Origin of the sequence: Vibrio sp. CCB-PB317 (genome assembly GCF_022808245.1) — a bacterium.
Taxonomy (GTDB): Bacteria; Pseudomonadota; Gammaproteobacteria; order Enterobacterales; family Vibrionaceae; genus Vibrio; species Vibrio diabolicus.
In genome coordinates this window covers 584,156-608,942 of the sequence record NZ_JALGNU010000001.1, presented here as the reverse complement: position 1 = coordinate 608,942, position 24,787 = coordinate 584,156, and the positions used below count along the sequence as shown (strand labels likewise).

Below are 24,787 nucleotides of genomic sequence, written 5' to 3'. Positions count from 1 at the left end.
TTGATCACACTGTAAATCTTGTTCTTGGAAAGCGCGATTAACGCACTTTCAATGTCGCAAGACCAATCAGAACAAGAACCATAGAAATAATCCAGAAGCGCACGATTACGCGAGGTTCTGGCCAACCTTTCAATTCGTAGTGGTGGTGAATTGGTGCCATACGGAAAATGCGCTGACCACGTAATTTGTAAGAACCTACCTGCAGGATGACTGATAGCGTTTCCATTACAAATACGCCACCCATGATCACCAACACCAACTCTTGACGAACTAGAACAGCAATGGTGCCCAATGCACCGCCAAGCGCTAGTGAGCCCACATCGCCCATGAACACTTGTGCTGGGTACGTGTTAAACCACAAGAAACCAAGGCCTGCACCTACGATTGCTGTACATACGACAACTAACTCAGAAGCATGTGGTAAGTATGGTATATGAAGGTATTCAGAGAAGTTAACGTTACCGGTCGCCCATGCAATAACCGCGAAGCCTGCTGCAACAAGAACCGTTGGCATGATTGCCAAACCGTCTAGACCATCAGTCAGGTTGACCGCGTTACTTGTACCTACAATGACAAAGTAAGTCAGAATGATATACATCAAACCAAGCTGCGGCATGATGTCTTTAAAGAATGGCACCACTAGCTGAGTTGCTGCTGTGTCTTTACCGTAAGCATACAATGCGAAAGCGACGACAAACGCGATCAACGACTGCCAGAAGTACTTCCAACGCGCGATCAAGCCATCGGTATTTTTGCGTACCACTTTACGATAATCATCAACAAATCCGACCGCACCGTAGCCAAGTAAGACTGTCAGTACCGCCCATACGTAAGGGTTGGATAAGTCTGTCCATAGCAAAATCGTGATTGAGATGGCCGCTAAGATCATGATACCGCCCATTGTTGGGGTACCACGCTTACTAAAGTGAGATTCAGGACCTTCGTTACGCACTACCTGACCAATTTGCAGCATTTGCAAACGCTTGATCATGATTGGTCCCATCCATAATGACAGACCTAGAGCGGTTAATACGCTTAGGATTGCTCGAAAAGACAAGTATTCAAACAATCGGAAAAAAGACAGGTATGGCTGTAGCAGCTCGGCAAGCCAAATAATCATTAATAATACTCCTTCAAAGCAGCAGCGACTTCAAACATACGTGCACCGTTCGCTCCTTTCACCAATATCGTATGGTTTTCAGGAACGGCTTGGTCTAGATGCTGCTTGATGTATTCAATCATCTCTTGGTGCGTCTCAAAATGAATGCCTTGGCAAAGATCACTGATCACCTTGGCGTCTGCACCATATGTGAGAACATGTTCAAATTTTTGTGGGGCAGCATGTTCCCCGACTTGACGATGAAGTGCAAGACTTTCCTCGCCCAATTCCGCCATATTACCTAAAATCAGCCAGCGTTGACCTGGGAAAGCGGCCAATAAATCAACTGCCGCTTTCATGGCTGGCACGCTCGCGTTGTAGCTGTCGTCAATCAATTTTATCTTTTCGCTCAGCGCTTCAACCTCGACGCGACCTTTCACTTTGTTCAAATGTTTAAGGCCAGCGCGAACCTCTTCTAATGTGGCGCCCATTTGTAACGCAATAATAGAAGCAGCGATCGCATTCGCAACGTTGTGTTGACCTATAATACCCAGAGACAGTTCAATTTCTTGTGAGCTTGCTGCGATATGTAAGTCAAAGCTTGCTTCACCTGCGGCGTTCAATACGATGTTAGAAGCGAAGAAGTCTGCATCAGTATTACGTTGTGAAAAAGTAATGACTTTCTTATCTGCTAACACTTCATCCCACTTGGCTTCACCATTGCTGTCTAGGTTAACAATCGCAATACCACCAGCTGAAAGGCCTTGGTAGATTTCACCTTTGGCTTGTTTCACGCCATCGATAGAACCAAAGCCTTCAAGGTGAGCGGCGGCTACATTGTTCACTAACGCGATATCTGGTTTTACTAACTGAGTCGTGTAAGCAATTTCACCTATATGATTAGCACCAAGCTCAATCACGGCATAATCATCATCCTGCTGTGAGCGTAATAATGTCAACGGAACACCAATATCATTATTGAAGTTACCCGCCGTGAATAACACTTTGCCTTTCAATTGCAGGATACTCGCAACCATTTCTTTTACGGTCGTTTTACCGCAACTTCCGGTGATGGCAACGGTAGGTGTTTTGCATGCTTGATGCACCCAAGAAGCAAACTCACCCAATGCAAGTTTGGTATCCGACACCACAATTTGCGGCACATTCACATCTAAGCGTTTTTCTACGAGTAAAGCACCGGCACCTGCATCTACCGCTTGTTGGCAAAAGTTGTGCGCATCAAAGCGCTCCCCTACTAACGCCACAAATAGAGCCCCACGCTCAATCGCTCGTGTATCAGTAGAAACCGCGTCGATAAGTAGATCGTCGCCGAATCGCTCGCCACGAGTGATGTCTGCAATTTGAGATAACGTTACTTTGATCATGAGGTCAATCCTAAAAGTTGCATTGCGGACTCGCGGTCGGAGTAATGAATCGTTTCGCCATTACGAATCTGATAATCTTCATGACCCTTCCCAGCTAACAAGATAATGTCGTTTGGCGAAGCATTTTCAATGGCATAATACAGTGCTTTGAAGCGGTCATGCTGAACAATCGCTTCAGCAGGTTTTGACAGCCCAGCTAACATGTCTTTCACAATCTGAACCGGGTCTTCGCTGCGTGGGTTATCGTCAGTCAACACCACTCTGTCGCCTAGACGCTCTGCAATTTCCGCCATCATTGGGCGCTTACCTGCATCGCGATCGCCACCGCAGCCAAAAATAGCCCACAGCTGGCCTTCACAATGAACTCGTAAAGCTTGCAGCGCTTTTTCTAAAGCATCAGGAGTATGGGCATAATCAACCACGACTTTGGCACGATCCTCAGTTTGGAATAACTCCATTCGGCCGAGTACAGGTTGCAGTTGACCTGCGGTTTCGAGTAACGCTTGTTTCTCTTTACCTAAGCTTAATAAGGTCGCAAAAGCGAGCATTAAGTTGGTTGCATTAAACTCACCAATCAATGGCGCGTGCAATTTACCTGAGCCAAATTTACCATCGAACTTAATAGTAATCCCTGACTCCGCGTAACTGACTTCCGTCGCCCAAATTGCGCTTTCAAATTCAGTGTTCGCCTTGAGCGAAACAGCGATCGCATTACTTAACTGCGACGCCCATTGATGACCTACTTCATCATCAACATTGATAATGGCACGTTCACATTGGTGTTGCGTGAACAACCCAAGCTTTGCATTGGCATACTCTTCCATCGTGCCATGATAATCTAAGTGGTCACGACTTAAGTTAGTAAACACGCCCGCCGCAAATGATAATGCTTTGACACGACCTTGCGTCAGGCCATGAGAAGATACTTCTAGCGCGGTGTATGTGGCTTGTTGATTTGCGAGAGAGGAGAGCGTTTTCTGAATTTCAACGGCATTCCCCGTTGTATTCGCAGCTTGTTGCAAGTTATTGAGGAAGCCATTTCCTGTTGTTCCCATTACCGCCGCTTTATGGTCAAGCAGTTCTAGCCATTGCGCTATTAACTGGGTAATGGTGGTTTTGCCGTTGGTGCCGGTGACACCAATCAAATCCATATCAGGGTAAGCATAGATCTTTCCAGCAATTGCGGATAAACGTTGGTCCAACCTATCAATGTAAATGACGGGAACATCATCAATGATTTCCACCGTACCATGTGTTTTGACATCGCAGGCTTGCGCCAGGGCTGCATTTGCACCTTGCTCAATTGCAGAGGCAATGAATTTACGCCCATCCACAACATGGCCAATCACTGCTACAAACGTGGTTCCAGGTTGAACTCTTCGGCTGTCGAGCTCCAATTCAGAAACAAGAACGGACGATAAGCTAGGGCAATCCACCCAAGGGGAAAGCAGCACGTCCATACTGATGGCTTTAGTCATATTTGTTCTCCGAGCTTTGGCTCAGGTTTTCTTAATTTTGTTTGCTCAGTAAACCACAGGGCTTACTGTTGGAATTTGTTTTCGTCAGGTGCAACATTGAGTATTTGTAGCGCGCCTTTCATGATTTCAGAGAAGACAGGAGACGCTACCGAACCACCATAATAGTCATCGCCTTGAGGCTCATTTACGATCACTACTAAAGCAATTCGCGGATCGCTAACCGGAGCAAGCCCAGCCGTGTAGGTGATGTACTCATCGCTGTACCCACCAGCAGAAGCTTTACGTGATGTACCTGTTTTCGCTCCCACTCGATAACCAGGAACTGCCGCTCTGCGAGCCGAGCCCCCTTTTTGAGTTACGGTTTCCAACATGTCTAATACTTGACGCGCATACTTCGCACTCACCACTTGACGTGACATGTCATGATCATTGCTTTCAATAATATGAATAGGCTCGTATTTGCCAAGGTTTCCAAGCGTCGCATAAGCATGGGCTAGCTGGATTGGTGTAATTGATAGACCGTAACCAAACGCAATCGTGGCGCGTTCAATTGGCGACCAACGAGTTCGTGTAGGAAAAATACCCGTCACTTCCCCAACTAGGTTTAGGCCAGAAAGCTCACCAAAACCCACTGAACTGTACAGCCCAAGAAGCGCCTCTACCGGCATTTGCATTGCTAGCTTCGTCACACCGATATTACTCGACTTTTTAAGGATCGTGGTCAAGCTCGCTTTGCCTACGCGAGAGACATCTCTGACTCGACTACCACCTAAACGAAGTACACCATTACCGGTATCTACGATGGTATCTTTATCGGCTACCCCATTTTCTAAGGCGGCTAAAATAACGAAAGGCTTAATGGTGGAGCCTGGCTCCATCGAGTCCGTGATCACTCGGTTACGCATTTTATAGCTTTGCCAGTCGCTACGATTGTTAGGGTTGTAGGAAGGCGCATTCACCATGGCCAATACGGCGCCGGTTTTCACGTCCAACATAACAACGGAGCCTGACGTAGCGCGATGGTCCGCAACGGCTTGTTTAATCGCACGATAAGCAATCGCCTGTAGGCGCTGGTCGATTGTCAACTGGAGTGACTTACCTTCTTGCTTGTCTTGCCACGCAATGTTTTCTACGACGCGACCATAACGGTCTTTACGAATGGTTTTCTTACCTGCGGCGCCAGTAAGCCATTCATCGTAGCTACGCTCAACACCCTCTAGACCATGCCCATCAATCCCCGTCACCCCAACTAAGTGAGCACTAACCTCACCGGCAGGATAGTAACGACGAGATTCTGACTTAAGACCCACACCAGGCAGCTTTAGCTCACGAATATAGTTCGCCATGGCTGGACTCACTTGGCGCTGCAAGTAAATAAAGCGGCGCTTTTCATTGTGCTTGATCTTGTCTATCAACCCTTGTCGGTCAACACCAAGAACATCCGCTAATGCATACCAACTCTTGGTCTGGCTTAAGGCATTTTCTTTAAATATCGTCGCGGGATCCGCCCAAACGGCCTCAACAGGCACACTGACAGCGAGCGGCTCACCATTTCGGTCCGAAATAATACCGCGTGCAGAAGGAATGGATTTCACACGAACCGAGCGTAGGTCACCTTGTTTAATCAGGTTATCCGGTTCAATGATTTGAATATAGGCTACGCGCGCCACCAAAAGTGCAAATGCACAAAAGACAAAAAACAGTAATAGATGGAAGCGCCAACGAATCAGAAAGGATTCTTCAACCGCCACTTTCACTGCTTTTTTCTCGGTTTTCGTATCCCCCGAAGCGTTTTTTTCTTTCGCGACAGGTTTACGCTTGTTGCTTGGTTTCGTGTTGGTTTTCTTTCTAATCATTTGAGCGTGACAACCACTTCTTTATCGCCATCAGGTCGTTTCATTTCAAGTTCTTTTTTGGCAAGGTCTTGAACACGACTGTGTTCCGCGAGGGCCGTTTCTTCCAACATCAGGTTGCGCCATTCGCTATCTAAACGCTCTCGTTCAACCAAAGTGTGATCTTTTTCGGTGATCGCTTGACGCGCATGGTGGGTAGCAAATACCACTCCCATTGCCGATGCCACGATCAATAGCAACAACAGTAATGGCCAGCGACCAACGGTGATAAGATCCGTTGCAATCAACTTAGCAAGGTTAGGAGTGGGTTTCGTCATAATAATTAAAGCTTTTCTGCAATTCTTAGCACAGAGCTGCGCGAACGAGGGTTCATTTCAATTTCTTGTTTGCTTGGCTTAATCGCTTTGCTCACCGCTTTCATATTCGCACTACCAAGAGCACGAATTTGCTCTTCAGTCATTGGAATGCCATGTGGCACTTCAGGTCCTTTGCTCTCTTTACGGATAAAACGTTTGACCATACGGTCTTCCAGAGAGTGGAAACTGATGACAGATAAACGACCTTCAGGAGCCAGAATGCTTGCCGCGCCTTTTAGTGCCGTATCAATTTCTTCTAACTCACTGTTGATGTAAATACGAAATGCCTGGAACGCACGAGTCGCAGGGTGTTTTTTCTCTTTAAAGCTTTTGGGTGCAGCATCTGAGATCAGCTTCGCGAGCTGGCCAGTACGTACCAGTGGTTCATTTTCTTCGTCTTCACGGTAGGCAACAATCGCTTTGGCAATGCGGCGCGCGTGTTTGTCTTCACCAAACTCACGAATCACCCAAGTAATATCATCTAAGTCAGCTTCCATTAGCCATTGAGATACGGGAATACCTGATGTTGGGTCCATACGCATATCTAGCGGGCCGTCTTTCATAAAGCTAAAGCCACGCTCTGCGTCGTCTAACTGCGGAGAAGAAACACCTAAATCCAGTAGAACGCCATCAACTTTGCCAACCAAGTCATACTCTTTAGCATACTCAGCAATACCAGAAAATGGACCATGAATGATGGTGAAGCGAGGATCATTGATTTTGCCTGCTTCAGCTATCGCTTGAGGGTCACGATCGATACTGTACAGTCGGCCGTTTTCGCCGAGTTTAGATAGAATAGTCCGGCTGTGACCGCCACGGCCAAATGTTCCATCGATATAGATACCGTCTGGTTTGATAGCTAAGCCATCAATGGATTCATTTAATAACACGGAAATATGTTGGAAGGTTTCGGTCATAGCTTTCTCGTTGAATGATCTTGAAGCGATTTTAAGATATGTTGCTCTCTCATGCTGAATATTTATAGCAAAAGATCAACCTACCATAGTGTACTGATTTCCCACATCATCGCCACCTCAAGTCTAAAGTCAGACGTGATTTAACGCCAAGTTTATTGGTAATGACAGGGTTTGCGTCAATAAAATGCAAAAAACCCATCACTACAAAAAGTAGTGATGGGTCTCGAATAGTTGGAGTCGACACATAAGCCGGGTTCTGTTCCGCTTGCGCGGCGGTAGCCATTCGTCTAGGCCAGCAATCGCTCACTGGCTCAAGCAACCTACCCGCCTCCTTACGCGAGCAACGCAATGTGGAGGCCTATTTGGTCTTGCTCCGGGTGGAGTTTACCCTGCAACGAACTATTGCTAGTCGTCCGGTGCGCTCTTACCGCACCCTTTCACCCTTACCTGTGCCCTAGGGCCATCGGCGGTCTTCTCTCTGCTGCACTTGTCGTAGGCTTGCGCCTCCCAGGCGTTACCTGGCACCCTGCTCTATGGAGCCCGGACTTTCCTCCCCTTTACCAGTCTCCCGAAGGACGTCAACGTCAGTCTCCCAAAGGACTTCAACGTCAGTCTCCCGAAGGACATCAGTAAAGCAGCGACTACCCAGTCAACTCCGAGGGCGGATTGTATAGAGTTATCTACTCAGAGTCTAGTGAGATCACAGATATGATGAAATGAATGCACTAAGTGATGACTTTTTAGTCAAAGCGCCAAAAATAGATAATAAAAAGGCCGATGCCTAAACATCAGCCCTCATTGACCATTTATATCGCTAGCAGCACTTAGTCTAAGTTTTCTAAGCCCCATTTATATAACGCATTCTTCTTCAAGTTATGTATTTCTGCCACCAAAGCCGCTGCTTTTTTCAAAGGCAGCTCTTTGGTTAAAATCCCTAATGTACGCAAGGCATCATCTGGCAATGAATCGTCCGCGGTTTCGCGATGACCATGTACCAATAATACCATTTCGCCACGCTGTTGGTTATCGTCACTTTTCACCCACTCAATTAACTCACCTAATGGCATACCTTGAATGGTTTCAAAAGTTTTCGTTAGTTCTCTCGCCAACACGACTTCTCTATCTGGGCCAAGAACGTCTAACATGTCTTGTAAAGAGTCCAAAATACGGTGCGGTGACTCGTAAAAAATACACGTACGCTCTACCGAAGCAATCTCTAGGAATTTATCCTTACGGCCTTTGCTTTTCGGTGGTAAAAAGCCTTCGAAGCTAAAGCGATCGGATGGCAAGCCTGATGCACTTAACGCCGTAATGACCGCGCAAGCACCAGGAAGCGGCACAACTCTAACGCCCGCTTGACGACATTTTGTCACCAAATGGTATCCTGGGTCGCTGATAAGTGGCGTACCAGCGTCAGAAACTAACGCGATAGACTGACCGGAAAGCAGCTTTTCTACCAAAACCTGTGCTTTTTGCTGCTCATTATGATCATGCAGAGCAAAAGTTTTGGTTTGAATATTGAAGTGAGACAGTAATTTACCCGTATGTCGAGTATCCTCAGCAGCAATGATGTCCACCGTCGACAGAATTTCGATAGCACGTTGGGTGATATCCGCTAAATTTCCGATTGGAGTCGGTACGATATAGAGAGTTGGCCCCTCATTCGGCAACTTATTTTTATCTGTCATTTGTTTACCATCACTTCAACGATTAATATAGAGACAATTTTGTACAAAATTATAGAGAACTCACGGCAATGATTAACCATAAGAGACTCAGTGTACCACGCATACTTACTCCTGTTGCACTAGCAATTACGCTCGCCGCCTGTTCTTCAGGTCCAAGACAGCCTGATGGCGTTGATGTAACACTTGAGCCTACTCAGTCTGTTCAGAACTATATGATCCAAGCTGATAGCACGGAAGGCAGTTTACAAAATGACTGGTTGATCATGGCAACCAAAGCCGCTATTCAAGCGAACCAGCTTGATCAAGCAGAACTGTTGATCAAACGTCTGGCTCGACAACAGTTGACCGAAGTTCAGCAAGCGGAGTGGCAACTGGCGCGTGCGACCATACAGCAAAAGCAAGGTAATTACTCGCAGTTGCTGCAATTGTTAAACTTTAAACCTTGGTGGAAATTGCCAAACGAGCAATGGAAAGACTATTACTTGATGCGTGCCGACGCTTATCAAGGCCTTAACCAAGCGTTTGAAGCAAACCGCCAGCTGGTTGCATTTGGTCAATACGCCTCGTCAGCAGAGCAGAGGGAAATCTCTAGCCGTATTTGGATGAACTTTGGCAGCTACTCAGAATATGAACTCACCTCATTAGAAACAGAGCCGAATGAGGATGTTCTAGACGGCTGGCTGCAGCTGGCTGTTTATGCAAAAACGCTATCGGGCAACCTGTCCCAACTTAAAAATACGCTAGAGCGCTGGTTAAGCGAAAACCCTTCGCACCCTGCTGCTATCTACACACCAGAAGAGATTCAAAACATTCTCTCTCTTGATATCGTGAAGCCAAACAATACTGCTTTATTGCTACCGCTGACGGGTAAGTTCTCGCCACAAGCACAATTAATTCGTGATGGTTTTGTGTTTGCGATGATGAATGATCGTAATCGCGATCCAAGTGCAACACTTACGGTGATTGACACCAATGCGTATAACGCTGACCAAATTAAACAACGCTTGATCAATGAAAACATCGATTTTGTTGTTGGCCCTCTAGAAAAAGAGAACGTGGAGTTGTTGCACACAACCATGGATGGCTCAGCAAATGGCCCTACCATTCCAGCCCTTGCGCTAAATATCCCCGAGGATGTGCAACCAGATAGCAATATTTGCTACTTGGCATTATCACCGGAACAAGAAGCCGCACAAGCTGCAAAACACTTGTTCAGCGAAGGCTACAACTTCCCTCTTATTCTTGCACCAAAAGGCAGCTTTGGAGAGCGTGTAACTGAGGCTTTCAACAAAGAATGGCGAAAGTACAGCTCTAACAAAGTCGCAGCAAGTTACTTTGGTGACAAGCGCCAACTTCAAAAAGACATCAATGAAGTATTTGGCCTGCAAGAGAGCAAGCAGCGTATCGCCCAGATGCAATCATTAATGCGAATTAAGCTTGAAACACAGCCACGTAGCCGTCGTGATGTTGATGCGGTTTATATCGTAGCTAGAAGCACTGAGCTGACTTTGATCAAGCCGTTTATCGAAGTAGCGATTAACCCTGATGCGAAAGCACCACAAATCTTCTCTAGTTCGCGTAGCAACAGTGGCGGCGCGACATACGAAGATCTAACAGGCATCATCTACAGCGACATTCCATTGCTGATTGACCCAGATCCTAGCGTGACCGCTGAAATGAACGAGCTTTGGTCAGAGCAATCTAACATGGAAAAACGTTTGAAAGCACTCGGTATGGATGCATATAAATTGATCGGTGAACTTCCACAAATGAAGGTCGTTCCTGGTTACTCAGTCGGTGGCCAAACCGGTATTTTAAGTATCGACAACAACTGTGTTGTACAGCGTGAATTGAGCTGGGCTGAGCGTGGGGCTCTTTAGTAAGCGCCAAATCGGAAATCAATATGAAGCTCTGGCGAAGCACTATTTGCAACGCCAGGGCTTGCGCTTTATTGAACAAAATTTCCTGACCAAGGTCGGTGAGATTGATTTAATCTTCCAACAAGGTGAAACTATCGTGTTTGTTGAAGTCAAATATCGTAAGAACGATCACTTTGGCTCAGCAGCAGAAATGGTAACGCACGCAAAAAGGCGCAAGCTAATCAAAACTGCACAAGTTTGGCTTAGCCAACAAAAGCGCTTAAAACACAATATCGATTATCGGTTTGATGTCATCGCTATTCATGACAATGGGCGAGATATCAACTGGATAGAAAACGCAATCTCTGAAGGATAAGCGATGCTAGACAGCATTAAAGACAGCTTTACAGAAAGTATTCAAATTCAAATCGCAGCAGCAGAGGCGCTGCCCGATGCCATTACTCACGCGGCCCAAGCGATGGTCTCAAGCTTGCTCAATGGCAACAAAATTTTATGTTGTGGTAATGGCGGCAGTGCTTCAAACGCTCAACAATTTGTTTCTTGTCTTTTAAACCGTTTTGAAACTGAGCGCCCTAGCCTACCTGCAATGGCCTTAACAGCCGATAATACAACCCTGACCGCTGTTGCAAACGACTACCACTACCAGGAAATTTTCTCAAAACAGGTACGAGCGTTTGGCCAGCCAGGCGACATTCTGCTTGCCATGTCGACTAGCGGTAACAGCAAAAATATTATCAAAGCGATGGAAGCGGCCGTAACTCGAGACATGACGATTATCGCGCTAACAGGAAAAGATGGCGGTGAGATGGCAGGGCTGCTTGGTGAGAACGACGTCGAAATTCGCATTCCATCACACCGCACTGCACGTATTCACGAAGTACATATGGTGACACTCCATTGTCTTTGTGATCTTATTGACCAGGTGCTTTTCCCTGCTCATGAAGAGTAACCAAGACTGAGGGTCAGAATTATGATACGTAGCCTCGTTATCTTATTAACAGCATTGAGTTTAAGTGGTTGCGCTGGCTTGTTTATCGCTGGCGCTGCAACCACAGCAAATATTGTCACGGACACACGCAGTACAAAACAAATTTGGCAGGACAACAACATCGAATTCGAAGTTGCGGCGATCGGGAATAAGGCGCCGTTTAAAGGTGAGGTTCGTGTGGTTGCCAGCTCCTATAACGGTACGGTTGTTCTTATGGGTCAGGCTCCAACGCAAGACCTTATCCATGCTTTAGAGCGAAGAGCTCGAGAAGTTAGTGGTGTGAAAGTCATACACAATCAAATCAAACAAAAAGAGCCACTCACTGTCACTCAAATTAGCAACGACAGCTGGATCACAACCAAAGTAAAATCAGCCTTGCTTACCGACTCTGAGCTCAATGGCGTTAAGGTTAAAGTGATCACTGAAGACGGCGACGTTTTTCTGTTTGGTTATGTCACACCAGAGCAAGGCGAGCGAGCGATAGAAATCGCGCGTAATATCTCTGGCGTAAAACAAGTCATTAAAGGGTTCCAATATGGCGAAATGGAACCTGTTGAAGTGGACTTACCGAGTGACGGTGTACAAACAATAGAAAGTGAGACAAACGCGGAAAATGAAGCCAACGTCGAAGCATTTACGATTGAGTAATTGCGAAACATCACTTGAAAACACGTCAAGACACTAAAAAGAAAAAAAGCAGCGTTACGCTGCTTTTTTATTATTTAATCACTCTTAAGCTTGGTTTGCCTTTTGGTCGAGGAGCATCGTCCTCTTCGGCATCCGAATCAGAGGCTAACTCAGAAGGCTCATCGCTAACCGTTGTAAACGATGGGGATGATTCTTCCTCGGTCATCGCTTCTTCTTCGATGTGAGTGTACGCTTCTTCTGGTTCAAACATAGTACCAGCACCATTCTCACGCGCATAAATAGCTTGGACAGCATACACAGGCACAATTACTGAGTGTGGACGACCGCTAAAGCGAGCATGGAAGGTAATCGCATCATTACCTAACTCAAGATTACCCACCGCACGTGGTGCAATATTCAAAATAATTTGACCATCTTGAATAAACTCAACCGGTACACGTACGCCCGGCATCGTTGCATCCACCACCAAGTGAGGAGTCAAGTCATTGTCTACTAGCCAATCGTAAAATGCACGAAGCATATACGGACGGCGAGCAGTCATTTTTGCAATATCCATAACGTGTTCTAAATCGCTTAGCGAACTAGGCGCATTTCACGTTCAGCTTCAGTTAAAGAAGCAAGGAACGAATCACGTTCAAATACGCGGTTCATGTACACCTTGATTTCTTTTGAACCAGGGCCAACCAGATCGATACCAAGTTGAGGCAAACGCCACAATAGTGGAGCCAGGTAACAATCGATCAAGCTGAATTCTTCGCTCATGAAGTACTCATATTCAGCAAAAATTGGCGCTAACGTCAGAAGATCATTACGCAGCTTTGTGCGTGCTTTTTCTGATTCTTCTGCATTACCTTTCATCACTTTTTCAGCGAGTGAATACCAGTTGCGTTCGATACGGTACATCATCAAGCGGCTGTTGCCACGAGCAACAGGGTAAACCGGCATTAGAGGTGGATGAGGGAAACGCTCGTCCAAGTACTCCATGATGATTTTTGAATCGTAAAGAGCTAGCTCACGGTCAACAAGAGTTGGCACTGATTTATATGGGTTTAGCTCAACAAGCTCAGCAGGAAGGTTTGCTTCGTCAACAAGCTCAACTTCAACACTTACGCCTTTTTCAGCTAGTACAATGCGAACCTGATGGCTATACAAATCTGATGCACTTGAGAAAAGAGTCATCACAGAACGTTTATTGGCAGCTACAGCCATGGAGCCCTCCAGTACACTTACAAATAAAAACAATGGAGGCTAAGCCTCCATTGTACATCAATTAAAATTGGGAATTAGCACGGTATTTTAGCACAATTAATGCACATCGCGCCAATACTCTTTCTTGAGCATCACGACAACGATGGTTAGAAGCACTAAGAAGCCCATTACCCACCAACCTAAAGCATGACGCTCAAGCTGCACTGGGTCACCTGAATAAACCAAGAAGTTCACTAGGTCACCAACCGCTTTGTCGTATTCGCCCTCGCTCAGCTCACCCGTACCGTCTGTTTCAGTACCAACAACAACTTGTACTTCTTCGCCATCTACGATTTTCGTATCGTAAATCGGCGTCGGGATACCTTGTAGCTCTTCGAGCACATGTGGCATACCAACACTCGGGAAGACAATGTTGTTCACGCCGAATGGACGAGATGGATCAACATAGAAAGAGCGTAAGTAAGTGTATAACCAATCAGCACCACGAACTCGTGCAACCAACGTAAGATCTGGTGGTGGAGCACCAAACCAGTTTGCCGCTTGCTTCGGTGGCATTGCATTGACCATTAGATCACCGATTTTCGCTTCAGGATTGAAAATCAGGTTTTCTTTCATTAAGTCTGTTGGAATTTCCAAGTCTGTTGCTACACGCTCATAACGCTGATACTGCGTTGAGTGACAAGCAAAACAGTAGTTCATGAACAACTTCGCACCGTTTTGTAGCGAAGCTTTATCCGTTAGGTCAACATTCGCTTTATCAAGCGGAACGTTAGCCCCCGCTGCCATCGCTAGTGATGGCAACATAGCAAATAGAATTACAATCCACTTCTTCATTTGAATGTCACCCTCTCTGGTAATGGTTTGGTTGCTTCATTTTTGCTGTAGAAGAACAGCAACACAAAGAACATGAAGTAACACAAGCTAAAGATCTGAGATAGTAGTGTGTACGTTGGTGTTGCAGGTAACGCACCTAAAATACCCAGAGCGATAAAGGCGATAGTGAACTGTACAATATTCAACAGATGAAGTTTGCTACGGTAACGGTATGAACGAACTTTACAACGATCCAACCAAGGTAGAACAAACAGCACTGCAATTGACGCACCCATTAGGATAACACCTAATAGTTTGTCTGGAACCGCACGTAAAATTGCGTAAAACGGCGTGAAGTACCATACAGGAGCAATGTGCTCTGGTGTCTTCAGTGGGTTGGCCGCTTCAAAGTTAGGCGGTTCAAGGAAGTATCCTCCCATTTCTGGGTTAAAGAACAGCACGTAACAGAAGAAGAACAAGAAACCAGCCACACCAACTAAGTCCTTAACCGTACCGTATGGGTGGAAAGGAATAGAGTCGATAATGTCGTATTTCTTCGTGTAGTAATCGTGGAACTTGAACTGTGTCTTGTAATCATCGCCCATTGAACCTTTTGGTAGCTTAGTTTCGATACCATCAGGGTTGTTTGAGCCGACTTCGTGCAGCGCCAATACGTGCAGAACCACAAGAAGAAGTAGAACGATAGGCAGTGCAATAACGTGTAGTGCGAAGAAACGGTTTAACGTTGCACCAGAGATGATGTAGTCACCACGGATCCAAAGCGTTAGGTCATCACCGATAACAGGAATCGCACCAAACAAAGAAATGATTACCTGCGCACCCCAGTATGACATCTGACCCCATGGCAGTAGGTAACCCATGAATGCTTCAGCCATTAGAACGAGGAAGATCAACATACCGAAGATCCACAGTAGTTCACGAGGTTTTTGGTATGAGCCGTAGATCAGGCCACGGAACATGTGCAAGTACACAACAACGAAAAACGCAGATGCGCCAGTTGAGTGCATGTAACGTAGAAGCCAACCGTACTCTACATCACGCATGATGTACTCGATAGAAGCAAACGCACCGTCACCAGAAGGAACGTAGTTCATCGTTAGCCAGATACCCGTTAGGATTTGGTTAACCAGAACCAGCATCGCCAGAGAACCGAAAAGGTACCAAAAGTTGAAGTTCTTAGGCATTGGGTATTCAGACAAATGCTTTTTATAAGCATTCATTGCAGGAATACGCTTTTCAACCCAGTCTAACATTGCTTGCATTATGCATCCCCCTCATCAACACCCACAATGAGCTTGGTGTCGCTCAAATACATGTGCTTAGGAACGACAAGGTTCAATGGAGCAGGTACCCCTTGGAACACTCGACCAGCCATATCGAACTTAGAACCATGACAAGGACAGAAGAAGCCAGATCTTACGCCCTGGACCTGCTCTGAGAAAGAGTCTGGTAGATAGGTTGGTGAACAACCTAGGTGAGTACAGAAACCAACAGCGACAAAAAACTCTTCCTTAATCGAACGAAACTCATTCTGAGCGTACTCAGGCTGCTGTTCCATTTCAGATTGCGGATCACGAAGCTTATCGCCGATCGTTTTTAAGTTATCTAGAACGCTTTGAGTGCGGCGAACAATCCATACAGGTTTCCCCTGCCACTCGACACGAACCAGCTGACCTGGTTCAATTTTACTTATATCCACTTCCACCGGTGCACCTGCCGCTTTGGCTTTAGCACTCGGATTCCATGATTTGATAAAAGGCACGGCGACGGCGACTGCCCCTAACCCACCAACAACTGCCGTTGTAGCGGTTAGAAAACGCCTGCGACCGTTATTTAAAGGCGCGTTGCTCATCCAAACATTCTCCCATTTGCTCCCTTTGGATCGTTATTATTCCGCTTATAAGAGCATGGCTAACAAATAATGAATTTAGTTCTATTTATTGGAGGGAAATGATAAAGAAAACCCTACTTTTTGACAAGATAAAGCTACCTTTTTGTAACATTTGTGAGGCAAATCGCTCGCGTCGTCACAAAAGCGGCAGAATTATAAAAAATTGATGTGATTTGTAACAAGAAAGCACAACATGGAAGTTCTGCTGAAAGCTATTCAAACCTTTTATCTTGGTAGTTTTCAGTTAATTACACAGCAAAATATTTCTTAGTGCGCATTCAACTTACGTTGTTTGTATTTTCACTTTTGTAGCACGCCGCATACGCAAAAAAGACGAGTAGGCATTTTAAAACATGTTGCAGGGATATTAAGACGTAAAGGCATCCACAGCAGATAAATAAGCTTATAACGTATGGTAAGGAAGAAGCTTTACTCTGAGCCTAGTTATAAGTGAATACAAATGGATATTGATAGGCAGGTATTATTTCTTTAAAAACAAAAAAGCCCGGCATAGAGCCGAGCTTTTGGTACACAGTTTCCAGAGTAACTCTGAAAAGCAGAATTTCCAATAAGAGGAAATTAACGCTTAGAGAACTGTGGACGACGACGTGCTTTACGTAGACCAACTTTCTTACGTTCAACGCAACGAGCGTCACGAGTAACGTAGCCAGCTGCGCGTAGAGCAGGACGTAGAGACTCATCGTATTCCATAAGCGCGCGAGTGATACCGTGACGGATAGCACCAGCTTGACCAGAAATACCGCCGCCTTTAACTGTTACGTAAAGGTCTAGCTTTTCAGTTAGTTCAACAAGTTCTAGAGGTTGTTGTACAACCATGCGAGCTGTTGGACGACCGAAGTATTCGTCAAGGTTACGCTTGTTTACTACAATGTTGCCGCTGCCTGGTTTAATAAAAACACGTGCAGCTGAGCTTTTGCGACGGCCAGTGCCGTAGTATTGATTCTCTGCCATTTTCGAAATCCCCAATTAGATGTCTAGTACTTGTGGTTGTTGAGCAACATGGTTGTGCTCAGCGCCTGCGTAAACTTTAAGCTTACGGTACATAGCACGGCCTAGAGGACCACGTGGAAGCATGCCTTTAACTGCAAGCTCAAGAACCATCTCAGGTTTACGATCGATCAACTTTTCAAAAGTGATAGATTTTAGACCACCTGGGAACTCAGAGTGACGGTAGTACACTTTGTTCTTAGCTTTGTTACCAGTTACAGCAACTTTCTCAGCGTTGATAACGATGATGTAGTCACCAGCGTCAACGTGAGGAGTGTATTCAGCTTTATGTTTGCCACGTAGGCGAGATGCAATTTCACTTGCTAGACGACCAAGAGTTTTACCTTCAGCGTCTACAACGTACCAGTCGCGTTTTACAGTTTCTGGTTTAGCAACGAAAGTTTTCATGCTAATAATAACCCGTTAATTAAAATTTAAACTTTAAGGAACACCGTTCTGGTGCTCCCACACTGTCTAAGAGCCCAGTCATCACCCCTTCGAGTCGTTGGTACTCTCGACCTTCAATTTCGAAATAACTTCGATAATCCGGTCTGCAGTAACGGTGGGTCGCAGGATTATAGAGAAGAGCGAAGAAAAAATCACCTTTTTTTGCGCCAAATCACTAATTTTTTCTTCACTTTTTAAGAACACACTAGATTTAGGCCAAATGCTCACGCGCGAGGTACTCATGACTTTGCATCTCAGTGAGCCGAGACAAACAGCGCTTAAATTCAAACTCGAGCTGCCCCTCAGTATATAAGTCTTCCATTGGCACTTCAGCAGAAATAATCAACTTCACATTGCGCTCGTAAAACTCATCGACCAGTGCGATAAAACGCCTCGCAGCGTCATCTATTTTTCGGTTCATCTGTTGAACGTCCGCCAATAATACCGTGTGATAAATTCGGGACAGCTCAATGTAGTCATTTTGACTGCGAGCGGTTTGGCATAACTGAGCAAAAGACGCATGCAGAACCCCATCACTCGCTTCAATTACCTCAAGCTGACGGTGATTAACTTCGATTTGATGAGCGACGATCTGACGTTCGCCCGTCAGCTGCTGATAATACTTGTTGAGGTTAATGTTGGCCTGTTCATCAAGTGGATAATGGTATATTTCGGCCTGTTCAAGCGTTCTTAAGCGATAATCAACGCCACTATCAACATTCAACACGTCACAGCGTGCCAAAATCATATCAATTGCAGGCAAAAAGCGCGCTCTTTGTAAGCCATTACGATATAAGTTCTGTGGCTCGATGTTTGAAGTCGCGACTAGGATCATCTGCCGCTTGAACATCTCTTGGAGTAACGTTGCAAGGATCATCGCATCCGTAATGTCAGAGACAAAAAATTCATCAAAGCAAACCACATCCGCTTCTTCTTTGAATTTATCCGCTACTTTTGCTAGCGGATTTTCGACATCACCTAACAGCTTCAACTCATCATGTACTCGATACATGAAGCGGTGAAAGTGTACGCGCATTTTTCTTTGGGTTGGTAAAGCATCAAAAAACGCATCCATGAGGTACGTTTTACCGCGTCCGACTCCTCCCCAAAAGTAAAGACCTTTTGGGGGCTCAGGCATGTCGATTTTTTTTCCCATGAGCTTTTGCCATTTGGAAAGCTGGGGCACAGGAGCTGACTGAAATTCAACGATAGCATGGTAAAGCTTATCTAATGCAACGACCGCTTGATACTGAGCTTCATCACGCTGAAACCCGTGTTCTGCTATGTCTTTTTTATATTGTTGTAGTGGTGTCATCGTATTAAGTCGTATAGAGGTACTGGGAAAAGGGTTACCTCGGGGTCAACTTTGAGAATAGAGAGAAGTAGTTATCAGTCCCCGAAGACATACTGCTATTTTTCTTTATCGGCTGTTCAAGCCATAGTAACATGGACTAGCACCGCGTGTAACTAAGTAGTAAAAGACTTGTTAAAACAACTATAAGGAGCAGTTATGCCTTGGATTTATGCCATTGTGGGTTTGCTGGTCGGTACAATCGTAGGCGTAGTCATTAGTAGACTAACCACCCCTGAATACAAGAAACAAAAGTCTGTGCAGAAAGAACTTGAAGCGGCCAAGTTTGAACTAGAGCAACAACGTCAAGAGCTCGTCGATCATTTTGCACAAACCGCAGAAATGTTGGATACACTAGGTAAAGATTACACCAAGCTGTACCAACATATGGCTAAGACCTCTTCTGAGCTTTTGCCAAACTTGCCAGAGCAAGACAACCCGTTTGATAAGAAAACGGCAATGTCTTCTGAAGCTATTGCAGAAGATCAACCAGAGTTTAACGAACAGCCAAAAGACTACGCCAATGGCGCAACGGGTCTTTTAAAGGATCAAGAGAAAGAAATCATTAATGCTCCCGAAGCGGTAACCGCAAAAGCATCATAACCTTCTCTTACCTCTACCTACTAGGGCCGATACATTTGTATCGGCCCTTTTTTGAACTTTTTCTTCTTACCTTTGCTCTAACTTGGATGTGAACTGCCTCCCCCTTTGATTATCCGAACTAGGCCCTATATTAGTTATTAACAAAGTGAACTAACCGTTCGGATATTTCTTTTTGGCAGACATGTTTCAAGAGGAGTTATTGGATGAAAAAACCACTGCTTGCGCTCACCGTTCTATCTCTGAGTTTGGGCTCTATTATTGCGCCAGTTCAAGCCACCGCCGCATTACCTTTAAATGTGGATGGCCAACAGTTACCTAGCTTGGCGCCCATGCTTGAGAAAGTAACCCCTGCTGTTGTGAGTATTGCTGTAGAAGGCAAACAAGTACAAACCAGCCGTATTCCCGAACAATTTCAATTCTTCTTTGGACCGGACTTTCCGATGGAGCAAAGGCGCGAGCGCCCGTTCAGAGGTTTAGGTTCTGGTGTCATTATTGATGCGAAAAAAGGGCATATCGTCACTAACTACCACGTAATCAAGGGCGCGGATGAGATTCGAGTTCGCCTCTATGATGGTCGCGAGTATGACGCTACGCTCGTTGGCGGCGATGAGATGGCCGATGTTGCGTTGCTTAAATTAGAAAAAGCGAAAAACTTAACGCAAATTAAAGTCGCAGATTCCGACAAACTTCGCGTAGGTGACTTTACGGTTGCGATTGGTAACCCATTCGGACTCGGTCAAACCGTGACGTCGGGCATCGTCTCAGCGTTAGGCCGTAGTGGCTTAAACGTTGAAAACTTCGAAAACTTCATCCAAACCGATGCCGCAATTAACAGCGGTAACTCTGGTGGTGCATTGGTCAACCTTAATGGTGAGCTGATCGGTATTAATACTGCGATTTTAGGCCCTAACGGCGGTAACGTGGGGATTGGCTTTGCGATTCCGTCCAACATGATGAAAAACCTCACCGAGCAAATTCTAGAGTTTGGTGAAGTCAAACGCGGCATGTTGGGTGTACAGGGCGGTGAAGTAACCTCTGAGCTGGCTGATGCCTTGGGTTACGAGTCGAGTAAAGGAGCCTTTATTGGCCAAGTCGTACCAGACAGCGCAGCCGATAAAGCTGGATTGAAAGCCGGTGATGTAATTGTATCGGTAAACGGCAAAGCGATTAATACTTTCTCAGAGCTCCGCGCAAAAGTAGCAACGCTGGGCGCAGGAAAAGAAATCACATTAGGTGTGGTTCGAGATGGTAAGAATAAAACCTTTGATGTAACGCTTGGCGAATCTACAAATATGAAAGCCAAAGCCGAAACATTACACGAAGGGCTCAAGGGTGCGGAATTAAGCAATACGACACCAAGTGATGCAATTCAAGGCGTTAAAGTATCGAGCGTTGCAGATAACTCTCCGGCTGCTCAATATCAATTACAGCAAGGTGACATCATTATCGGTGTGAACCGCCAGCGCGTGAAAAACCTTGCTGAGCTTCGTGCAATAGTGGATAAACACAAAGGCGTATTGGCTCTGAATATTCAGCGTGGCGAACGTACTATTTATCTTGTTATTCGTTAGTCACTTTCAAAGTGATAGGAAATAAGGTTTTCGATGCATAGCACCGATAATAAGCCTCAAATACTTTTCCTTATCGCTCAATAGCTAATGAAAAGGGCAGCACGATTCCGTGCTGCCCTTTTGTTATTTTTCAATGTAATGCTATTCTTCATCTTCTATGCCATTTTGGCGCTCATGCATGGAGAGGATATGCTCAGCTTTTTATTACGTTCTGTCTTTTTAGGCTTGGCTACTGCCGCAGTGGTATTACTGGCGGTGCCATCTTTGCGCAACAACGTAATTCCTGCCGCGCTAGATCCGCAACCAGTTAATATCGCGTCCGTTGAGTTGACATTTAATCAGGCGGTGCGAAGAGCAGCACCTGCCGTAGTAAACATCTACAGCCGTAAATATGTTGAAAATGATCGTAGTAAACTCTCGACTCAAGGTCTGGGTTCAGGTGTTATTGTCAGTGAGAAAGGCTACATCATTACCAACTACCACGTGGTTGCTCAAGCAGACCAAATTGTTGTCGCACTACAAGACGGTAGAGCCGCGGCAGCTCAGCTAGTTGGCACGGATAAACGCACAGATATTGCCGTACTTCGTGTCGAAGGTTCGAACTTACCTGTTATTCCTCTGAACTCTAATTACAAGCCACAAGTGGGTGATGTGGTCCTAGCCATCGGTAACCCATACAACCTTGGTCAAACCACAACGTTCGGCATTATTTCAGCAACAGGACGCTCATCTATTAGCGACGGTCGCCAAGCATTTATTCAAACCGATGCCGCCATCAATGAGGGGAACTCTGGCGGTGCTCTAGTGAACACACAAGGTGAGCTCGTCGGCATCAATACCGCCTCTTTCCAACAAGCGACTGATTTAGAAACTTACGGTATTTCCTTTGCGATCCCTGCGCCACTAGCCAGCAAGATCATGCAGAAAATCATCGCTGATGGTCGCGTGATTCGTGGTTATATTGGAATCGACGGCCAAGACATTAATGCGGTCACTGCTCGCCTACTTGGAAATGAACACATAGGTGGTATTGTCGTGCTTGGTATTGATCCAAATGGTCCAGCCAATGCAGCAGGCTTCCAAAAGCAGGACATCATTATCAGTATTGATGGCAATAAAGTGCAAGGGCGTCAGAGCGTCATGGATATCGTCACCGATTTACGTCCTGGCACCACCGTAGACGTCGGCATCATTCGCAAAGGAAAAGAGATGAGCTTGAAAGTCACCATTGCCGAAGACAAGCAAGAAGCATAAAAAATCCCAGCCATTGGCTGGGATTTTTTATTTGTGCGTTACTCGCTATCGCTCGGTGCTTCCGTCGTATCGGAATCATCCAGCTCAACTTCTATACGAGTAACTCGCTGCAAACCTCTTGGTAATAACCCACCTCGGCGACCACGTTCGCCACGGAAGTTATCAAGGTCAGACGGTTTAAGACCCAACTTTCGCTTACCCGCGTACAACGTTAACGATGCACCTTTTGGTAAAGACATTAAGTGAGATAGTACTTCTTCTCGCTCTTTTGCTTTAGCAGCAGGAATATTGATGATCTTATTCCCTTTACCTTTCGCCAGTTGTGGCAGGTCTTTGATTGGGAACAGCAGCATGCGACCTTGGTTAGTAATTGCTAAGATTTCATCAGAATCTAAATCTTCAATCGCTTTTGGCGTCATGACCTCAGAGTTAGCCGGCAAAGTGACCAGCGCTTTACCACTGCGGTTTTTAGACAGCAAGTCAGCGCCTTTACATACAAAGCCGTAACCTGCATCAGAGCCCACCAGCCACAGCTGATCTTCTTCACTCATGATCACTTGGCGAATACTGCTACCAGCCGTAATATTCAAACGACCGGTAATCGGCTCACCTTGACTACGAGCAGAAGGCAGCGAGTGCGATTCCAGAGAGTAACTTCGACCGTCACTACCTAGGAATACTGCAGGCTGATTACTCTTACCTCGCGCATGCGCTAAGTATTTATCACCCGACTTATAGTTCAACCCTTCTGCATCCACGTCATGGCCTTTCGCGTGACGAATCCAACCTTTCTCAGAAAGCACAACCGTGATTGGTTCGCTTGGAACAAGATCACGTTCAGTAAGCGCTTTTGCTTCTGCACGCTCAACCAATGGAGATCGACGGTCATCACCGTATTTCTCAGCATCCGCTTTGATTTCTTTTTTCAGTAGTGTGTTTAGACGACGCTCAGAACCGAGTAGCAGTTCTAGCTTCTCACGCTCTTTCTCTAGCTCGTCTTGCTCACCACGGATCTTCATCTCTTCTAGTTTGGCTAGGTGACGAAGTTTGGTGTCTAGAATCGCATCCGCTTGGATATCGGTAATACCAAAACGTGCCATCAATACCGCTTTAGGATCATCTTCAGTACGGATGATCTCAATCACTTCATCTAGGTTTAGGTAAGCAACCAACAAACCTTCCAAAATGTGTAAGCGAGCCATGACTTTGTCTAGGCGGTGTTGTAGACGGCGACGTACGGTCGTGCGACGGAACTCAATCCACTCTGACAGAATTTGCACCAGACCTTTAACTTGAGGACGATTATCCAAACCAATCATGTTCAAGTTAACGCGGTAGCTGCGCTCAAGATCCGTTGATGCGAACAAGTGGTTCATCAACAAATCACAGTCGACGCGGTTTGACTTAGGTACCACAACGATACGCGTTGGGTTCTCGTGATCCGACTCGTCACGAAGATCGTCAACCATTGGTAGCTTCTTCGCACGCATCTGGTTGGCGATTTGCTCAAGCAGTTTTGCACCCGATACTTGGTGTGGCAGAGAGGTGATAACGATATCAGAACCTTCTTTGTGCCATACCGCGCGCATCTTGATGCTGCCGCGACCGTTGCGGTAAATCTTCTCAATATCCGCTTGCGGCGAGATGATTTCTGCTTCTGTTGGGTAATCCGGACCTTTAACATATTGCATCACGTCCGGCAGTTCTGCTTTCGGGTTGTCGATCAAATGAATAGCCGCATCTGCGATTTCACGAACGTTATGCGGTGGGATATCTGTTGCCATACCAACCGCAATACCGGTTACACCGTTAAGCAGGATATGAGGCAGACGTGCTGGCAACATTTGTGGCTCTTTCATTGTGCCATCAAAGTTAGGTTGCCATTCAACCGTGCCCTGGCCAAGTTCGCCCAGCAACACTTCAGCAAACTTAGACAGTTTTGCTTCGGTATAACGCATTGCCGCGAATGATTTCGGGTCATCTGGCGCACCCCAGTTACCTTGACCATCCACTAATGGATAGCGGTAAGAGAATGGCTGAGCCATCAATACCATCGCTTCGTAACACGCTGAATCACCGTGCGGATGGTATTTACCTAGCACGTCACCAACGGTACGTGCAGATTTTTTGTATTTTGCTGATGCAGAGAGACCAAGCTCTGACATCGCATAAATGATGCGTCGTTGAACCGGCTTTAAGCCATCACCAATGTATGGCAAGGCGCGGTCCATGATTACGTACATCGAGTAGTTCAGATAAGCGTCTTCAGTGAACTTGCGCATTGGCAACTGTTCGACGCCATCGTAGGTAATTTCTGTAGACATCCG

23 protein-coding genes and 1 other RNA gene are annotated in these 24,787 nt (G+C 45.9%); 7 read left to right on the top strand and 17 right to left on the bottom strand.

Annotated elements, in window-relative coordinates; all coding sequences use genetic code 11:
* Nucleotides 1-37 precede the first annotated feature (37 nt).
* The 8 genes from mraY to rsmI all read right to left on the bottom strand — a co-directional run bounded on the left by mraY (nt 38) and on the right by rsmI (nt 8,776).
* Nucleotides 38-1,120 (bottom strand): phospho-N-acetylmuramoyl-pentapeptide-transferase, encoded by a 1,083-nt coding sequence (gene mraY, locus MTR11_RS02910; RefSeq protein ID WP_005372931.1) that lies wholly within the window; start codon nt 1,118-1,120, stop codon nt 38-40.
* Nucleotides 1,120-2,484: a UDP-N-acetylmuramoyl-tripeptide--D-alanyl-D-alanine ligase gene (locus MTR11_RS02905; RefSeq protein ID WP_243326990.1), complete on the bottom strand. Its 1,365-nt coding sequence runs from the start codon at nt 2,482-2,484 to the stop codon at nt 1,120-1,122. Before MTR11_RS02905 ends, mraY begins: the two co-directional genes overlap by 1 nt.
* A complete protein-coding gene (gene murE, locus MTR11_RS02900) occupies nt 2,481-3,962 on the bottom strand; it encodes a UDP-N-acetylmuramoyl-L-alanyl-D-glutamate--2,6-diaminopimelate ligase (protein WP_243326989.1) in 1,482 nt (493 codons plus the stop codon). The genes MTR11_RS02905 and murE overlap by 4 nt, the downstream gene beginning before the upstream one ends.
* A 62-nt stretch (nt 3,963-4,024) precedes the next feature.
* Entirely contained in the window at nt 4,025-5,818 is a 1,794-nt protein-coding gene (locus tag MTR11_RS02895) for a penicillin-binding transpeptidase domain-containing protein (RefSeq protein ID WP_006743237.1), read from the bottom strand.
* A complete protein-coding gene (ftsL, locus tag MTR11_RS02890) occupies nt 5,815-6,132 on the bottom strand; it encodes a cell division protein FtsL (RefSeq protein ID WP_012842154.1) in 318 nt (105 codons plus the stop codon). Before ftsL ends, MTR11_RS02895 begins: the two co-directional genes overlap by 4 nt.
* A 5-nt stretch (nt 6,133-6,137) precedes the next feature.
* On the bottom strand, nt 6,138-7,088 hold the full coding sequence (gene rsmH, locus MTR11_RS02885) for a 16S rRNA (cytosine(1402)-N(4))-methyltransferase RsmH (protein ID WP_005396452.1): 951 nt from the start codon (nt 7,086-7,088) through the stop codon (nt 6,138-6,140).
* A gap of 229 nt (nt 7,089-7,317) precedes the next feature.
* Nucleotides 7,318-7,745, bottom strand: an RNA gene (gene rnpB, locus MTR11_RS02880) — RNase P RNA component class A.
* 167 nt (nt 7,746-7,912) lie between these two features.
* On the bottom strand, nt 7,913-8,776 hold the full coding sequence (gene rsmI, locus MTR11_RS02875) for a 16S rRNA (cytidine(1402)-2'-O)-methyltransferase (RefSeq protein ID WP_005396454.1): 864 nt from the start codon (nt 8,774-8,776) through the stop codon (nt 7,913-7,915).
* Between the two features lie 68 nt (nt 8,777-8,844).
* Here rsmI and MTR11_RS02870 point away from each other — a divergent pair, with 68 nt between their 5' ends.
* From MTR11_RS02870 to MTR11_RS02855, 4 genes are read left to right on the top strand one after another with little or no spacing between them, the layout of a single operon-like run.
* Nucleotides 8,845-10,656 carry a penicillin-binding protein activator gene (locus MTR11_RS02870; RefSeq protein ID WP_237309078.1) on the top strand — a complete coding sequence of 604 codons (1,812 nt, stop codon included), beginning with the start codon at nt 8,845-8,847 and terminating at the stop codon, nt 10,654-10,656.
* The gene (locus MTR11_RS02865) at nt 10,643-11,011 is read left to right on the top strand and encodes a YraN family protein (protein WP_046873997.1); all 369 of its coding nucleotides are present in this window, start codon (nt 10,643-10,645) and stop codon (nt 11,009-11,011) included. Before MTR11_RS02870 ends, MTR11_RS02865 begins: the two co-directional genes overlap by 14 nt.
* Before the next feature lie 3 nt (nt 11,012-11,014).
* On the top strand, nt 11,015-11,605 hold the full coding sequence (locus MTR11_RS02860) for a phosphoheptose isomerase (protein WP_005372901.1): 591 nt from the start codon (nt 11,015-11,017) through the stop codon (nt 11,603-11,605).
* A 21-nt stretch (nt 11,606-11,626) separates the two neighbouring features.
* The gene (locus tag MTR11_RS02855; RefSeq protein ID WP_243326988.1) at nt 11,627-12,292 is read left to right on the top strand and encodes a BON domain-containing protein; all 666 of its coding nucleotides are present in this window, start codon (nt 11,627-11,629) and stop codon (nt 12,290-12,292) included.
* Nucleotides 12,293-12,362: 70 nt separating this feature from the next.
* Here the strand turns inward: MTR11_RS02855 and sspB are convergent, their stop codons facing one another.
* The 8 genes from sspB to zapE form a co-directional block, all read right to left on the bottom strand.
* Nucleotides 12,363-12,848, bottom strand: coding sequence for a ClpXP protease specificity-enhancing factor (sspB, locus tag MTR11_RS02850; protein WP_031780550.1), 486 nt, complete (start codon nt 12,846-12,848; stop codon nt 12,363-12,365).
* A 17-nt stretch (nt 12,849-12,865) separates the two neighbouring features.
* Nucleotides 12,866-13,501, bottom strand: coding sequence for a stringent starvation protein SspA (gene sspA, locus MTR11_RS02845; RefSeq protein ID WP_005372897.1), 636 nt, complete (start codon nt 13,499-13,501; stop codon nt 12,866-12,868).
* A gap of 96 nt (nt 13,502-13,597) precedes the next feature.
* Entirely contained in the window at nt 13,598-14,335 is a 738-nt protein-coding gene (locus tag MTR11_RS02840; RefSeq protein WP_005372881.1) for a cytochrome c1, read from the bottom strand.
* Nucleotides 14,332-15,597 (bottom strand): cytochrome b, encoded by a 1,266-nt coding sequence (locus MTR11_RS02835; protein ID WP_005372880.1) that lies wholly within the window; start codon nt 15,595-15,597, stop codon nt 14,332-14,334. Before MTR11_RS02835 ends, MTR11_RS02840 begins: the two co-directional genes overlap by 4 nt.
* Nucleotides 15,597-16,187 carry a ubiquinol-cytochrome c reductase iron-sulfur subunit gene (gene petA, locus MTR11_RS02830; RefSeq protein ID WP_005396462.1) on the bottom strand — a complete coding sequence of 197 codons (591 nt, stop codon included), beginning with the start codon at nt 16,185-16,187 and terminating at the stop codon, nt 15,597-15,599. Before petA ends, MTR11_RS02835 begins: the two co-directional genes overlap by 1 nt.
* 618 nt (nt 16,188-16,805) lie before the next feature.
* Nucleotides 16,806-17,198 (bottom strand): 30S ribosomal protein S9, encoded by a 393-nt coding sequence (gene rpsI, locus MTR11_RS02825; RefSeq protein ID WP_005372876.1) that lies wholly within the window; start codon nt 17,196-17,198, stop codon nt 16,806-16,808.
* Nucleotides 17,199-17,213: 15 nt separating this feature from the next.
* Nucleotides 17,214-17,642 (bottom strand): 50S ribosomal protein L13, encoded by a 429-nt coding sequence (gene rplM, locus MTR11_RS02820; protein ID WP_012842158.1) that lies wholly within the window; start codon nt 17,640-17,642, stop codon nt 17,214-17,216.
* Nucleotides 17,643-17,892: 250 nt separating this feature from the next.
* Nucleotides 17,893-18,996, bottom strand: a complete 1,104-nt coding sequence (gene zapE, locus MTR11_RS02815; protein ID WP_243326987.1) for a cell division protein ZapE — start codon at nt 18,994-18,996, stop codon at nt 17,893-17,895.
* A gap of 195 nt (nt 18,997-19,191) precedes the next feature.
* Here zapE and zapG point away from each other — a divergent pair, with 195 nt between their 5' ends.
* The 3 genes from zapG (at nt 19,192) to degS (ending at nt 22,460) form a co-directional block, all read left to right on the top strand.
* Complete coding sequence (gene zapG, locus MTR11_RS02810) at nt 19,192-19,635, top strand: Z-ring associated protein ZapG (RefSeq protein WP_005395919.1); 444 nt, start codon at nt 19,192-19,194, stop codon at nt 19,633-19,635.
* 203 nt (nt 19,636-19,838) lie between these two features.
* Nucleotides 19,839-21,206 (top strand): Do family serine endopeptidase, encoded by a 1,368-nt coding sequence (locus MTR11_RS02805; RefSeq protein WP_005395920.1) that lies wholly within the window; start codon nt 19,839-19,841, stop codon nt 21,204-21,206.
* Between the two features lie 189 nt (nt 21,207-21,395).
* Complete coding sequence (gene degS / locus MTR11_RS02800; protein WP_005395921.1) at nt 21,396-22,460, top strand: outer membrane-stress sensor serine endopeptidase DegS; 1,065 nt, start codon at nt 21,396-21,398, stop codon at nt 22,458-22,460.
* Nucleotides 22,461-22,498: 38 nt separating this feature from the next.
* Here the strand turns inward: degS and parC are convergent, their stop codons facing one another.
* The gene (parC, locus tag MTR11_RS02795) at nt 22,499-24,784 is read right to left on the bottom strand and encodes a DNA topoisomerase IV subunit A (protein WP_243326986.1); all 2,286 of its coding nucleotides are present in this window, start codon (nt 24,782-24,784) and stop codon (nt 22,499-22,501) included.
* Nucleotides 24,785-24,787: the final 3 nt, after the last annotated feature.

Bases quoted from the DNA above. Each gene is read 5' to 3' on its own strand.
- mraY (WP_005372931.1), bottom strand. From the start codon at position 1,120: ATGATTATTTGGCTTGCCGAGCTGCTACAGCCATACCTGTCTTTTTTC.
- MTR11_RS02905 (WP_243326990.1), bottom strand. From the start codon at position 2,484: ATGATCAAAGTAACGTTATCTCAAATTGCAGACATCACTCGTGGCGAG.
- murE (WP_243326989.1), bottom strand. From the start codon at position 3,962: ATGACTAAAGCCATCAGTATGGACGTGCTGCTTTCCCCTTGGGTGGAT.
- MTR11_RS02895 (WP_006743237.1), bottom strand. From the start codon at position 5,818: ATGATTAGAAAGAAAACCAACACGAAACCAAGCAACAAGCGTAAACCT.
- ftsL (WP_012842154.1), bottom strand. From the start codon at position 6,132: ATGACGAAACCCACTCCTAACCTTGCTAAGTTGATTGCAACGGATCTT.
- rsmH (WP_005396452.1), bottom strand. From the start codon at position 7,088: ATGACCGAAACCTTCCAACATATTTCCGTGTTATTAAATGAATCCATT.
- rsmI (WP_005396454.1), bottom strand. From the start codon at position 8,776: ATGACAGATAAAAATAAGTTGCCGAATGAGGGGCCAACTCTCTATATC.
- MTR11_RS02870 (WP_237309078.1), top strand. From the start codon at position 8,845: ATGATTAACCATAAGAGACTCAGTGTACCACGCATACTTACTCCTGTT.
- MTR11_RS02860 (WP_005372901.1), top strand. From the start codon at position 11,015: ATGCTAGACAGCATTAAAGACAGCTTTACAGAAAGTATTCAAATTCAA.
- MTR11_RS02855 (WP_243326988.1), top strand. From the start codon at position 11,627: ATGATACGTAGCCTCGTTATCTTATTAACAGCATTGAGTTTAAGTGGT.
- sspB (WP_031780550.1), bottom strand. From the start codon at position 12,848: ATGGATATTGCAAAAATGACTGCTCGCCGTCCGTATATGCTTCGTGCA.
- sspA (WP_005372897.1), bottom strand. From the start codon at position 13,501: ATGGCTGTAGCTGCCAATAAACGTTCTGTGATGACTCTTTTCTCAAGT.
- MTR11_RS02840 (WP_005372881.1), bottom strand. From the start codon at position 14,335: ATGAAGAAGTGGATTGTAATTCTATTTGCTATGTTGCCATCACTAGCG.
- MTR11_RS02835 (WP_005372880.1), bottom strand. From the start codon at position 15,597: ATGCAAGCAATGTTAGACTGGGTTGAAAAGCGTATTCCTGCAATGAAT.
- petA (WP_005396462.1), bottom strand. From the start codon at position 16,187: ATGAGCAACGCGCCTTTAAATAACGGTCGCAGGCGTTTTCTAACCGCT.
- rpsI (WP_005372876.1), bottom strand. From the start codon at position 17,198: ATGGCAGAGAATCAATACTACGGCACTGGCCGTCGCAAAAGCTCAGCT.
- rplM (WP_012842158.1), bottom strand. From the start codon at position 17,642: ATGAAAACTTTCGTTGCTAAACCAGAAACTGTAAAACGCGACTGGTAC.
- zapE (WP_243326987.1), bottom strand. From the start codon at position 18,996: ATGACACCACTACAACAATATAAAAAAGACATAGCAGAACACGGGTTT.
- zapG (WP_005395919.1), top strand. From the start codon at position 19,192: ATGCCTTGGATTTATGCCATTGTGGGTTTGCTGGTCGGTACAATCGTA.
- MTR11_RS02805 (WP_005395920.1), top strand. From the start codon at position 19,839: ATGAAAAAACCACTGCTTGCGCTCACCGTTCTATCTCTGAGTTTGGGC.
- degS (WP_005395921.1), top strand. From the start codon at position 21,396: ATGCTCAGCTTTTTATTACGTTCTGTCTTTTTAGGCTTGGCTACTGCC.
- parC (WP_243326986.1), bottom strand. From the start codon at position 24,784: ATGTCTACAGAAATTACCTACGATGGCGTCGAACAGTTGCCAATGCGC.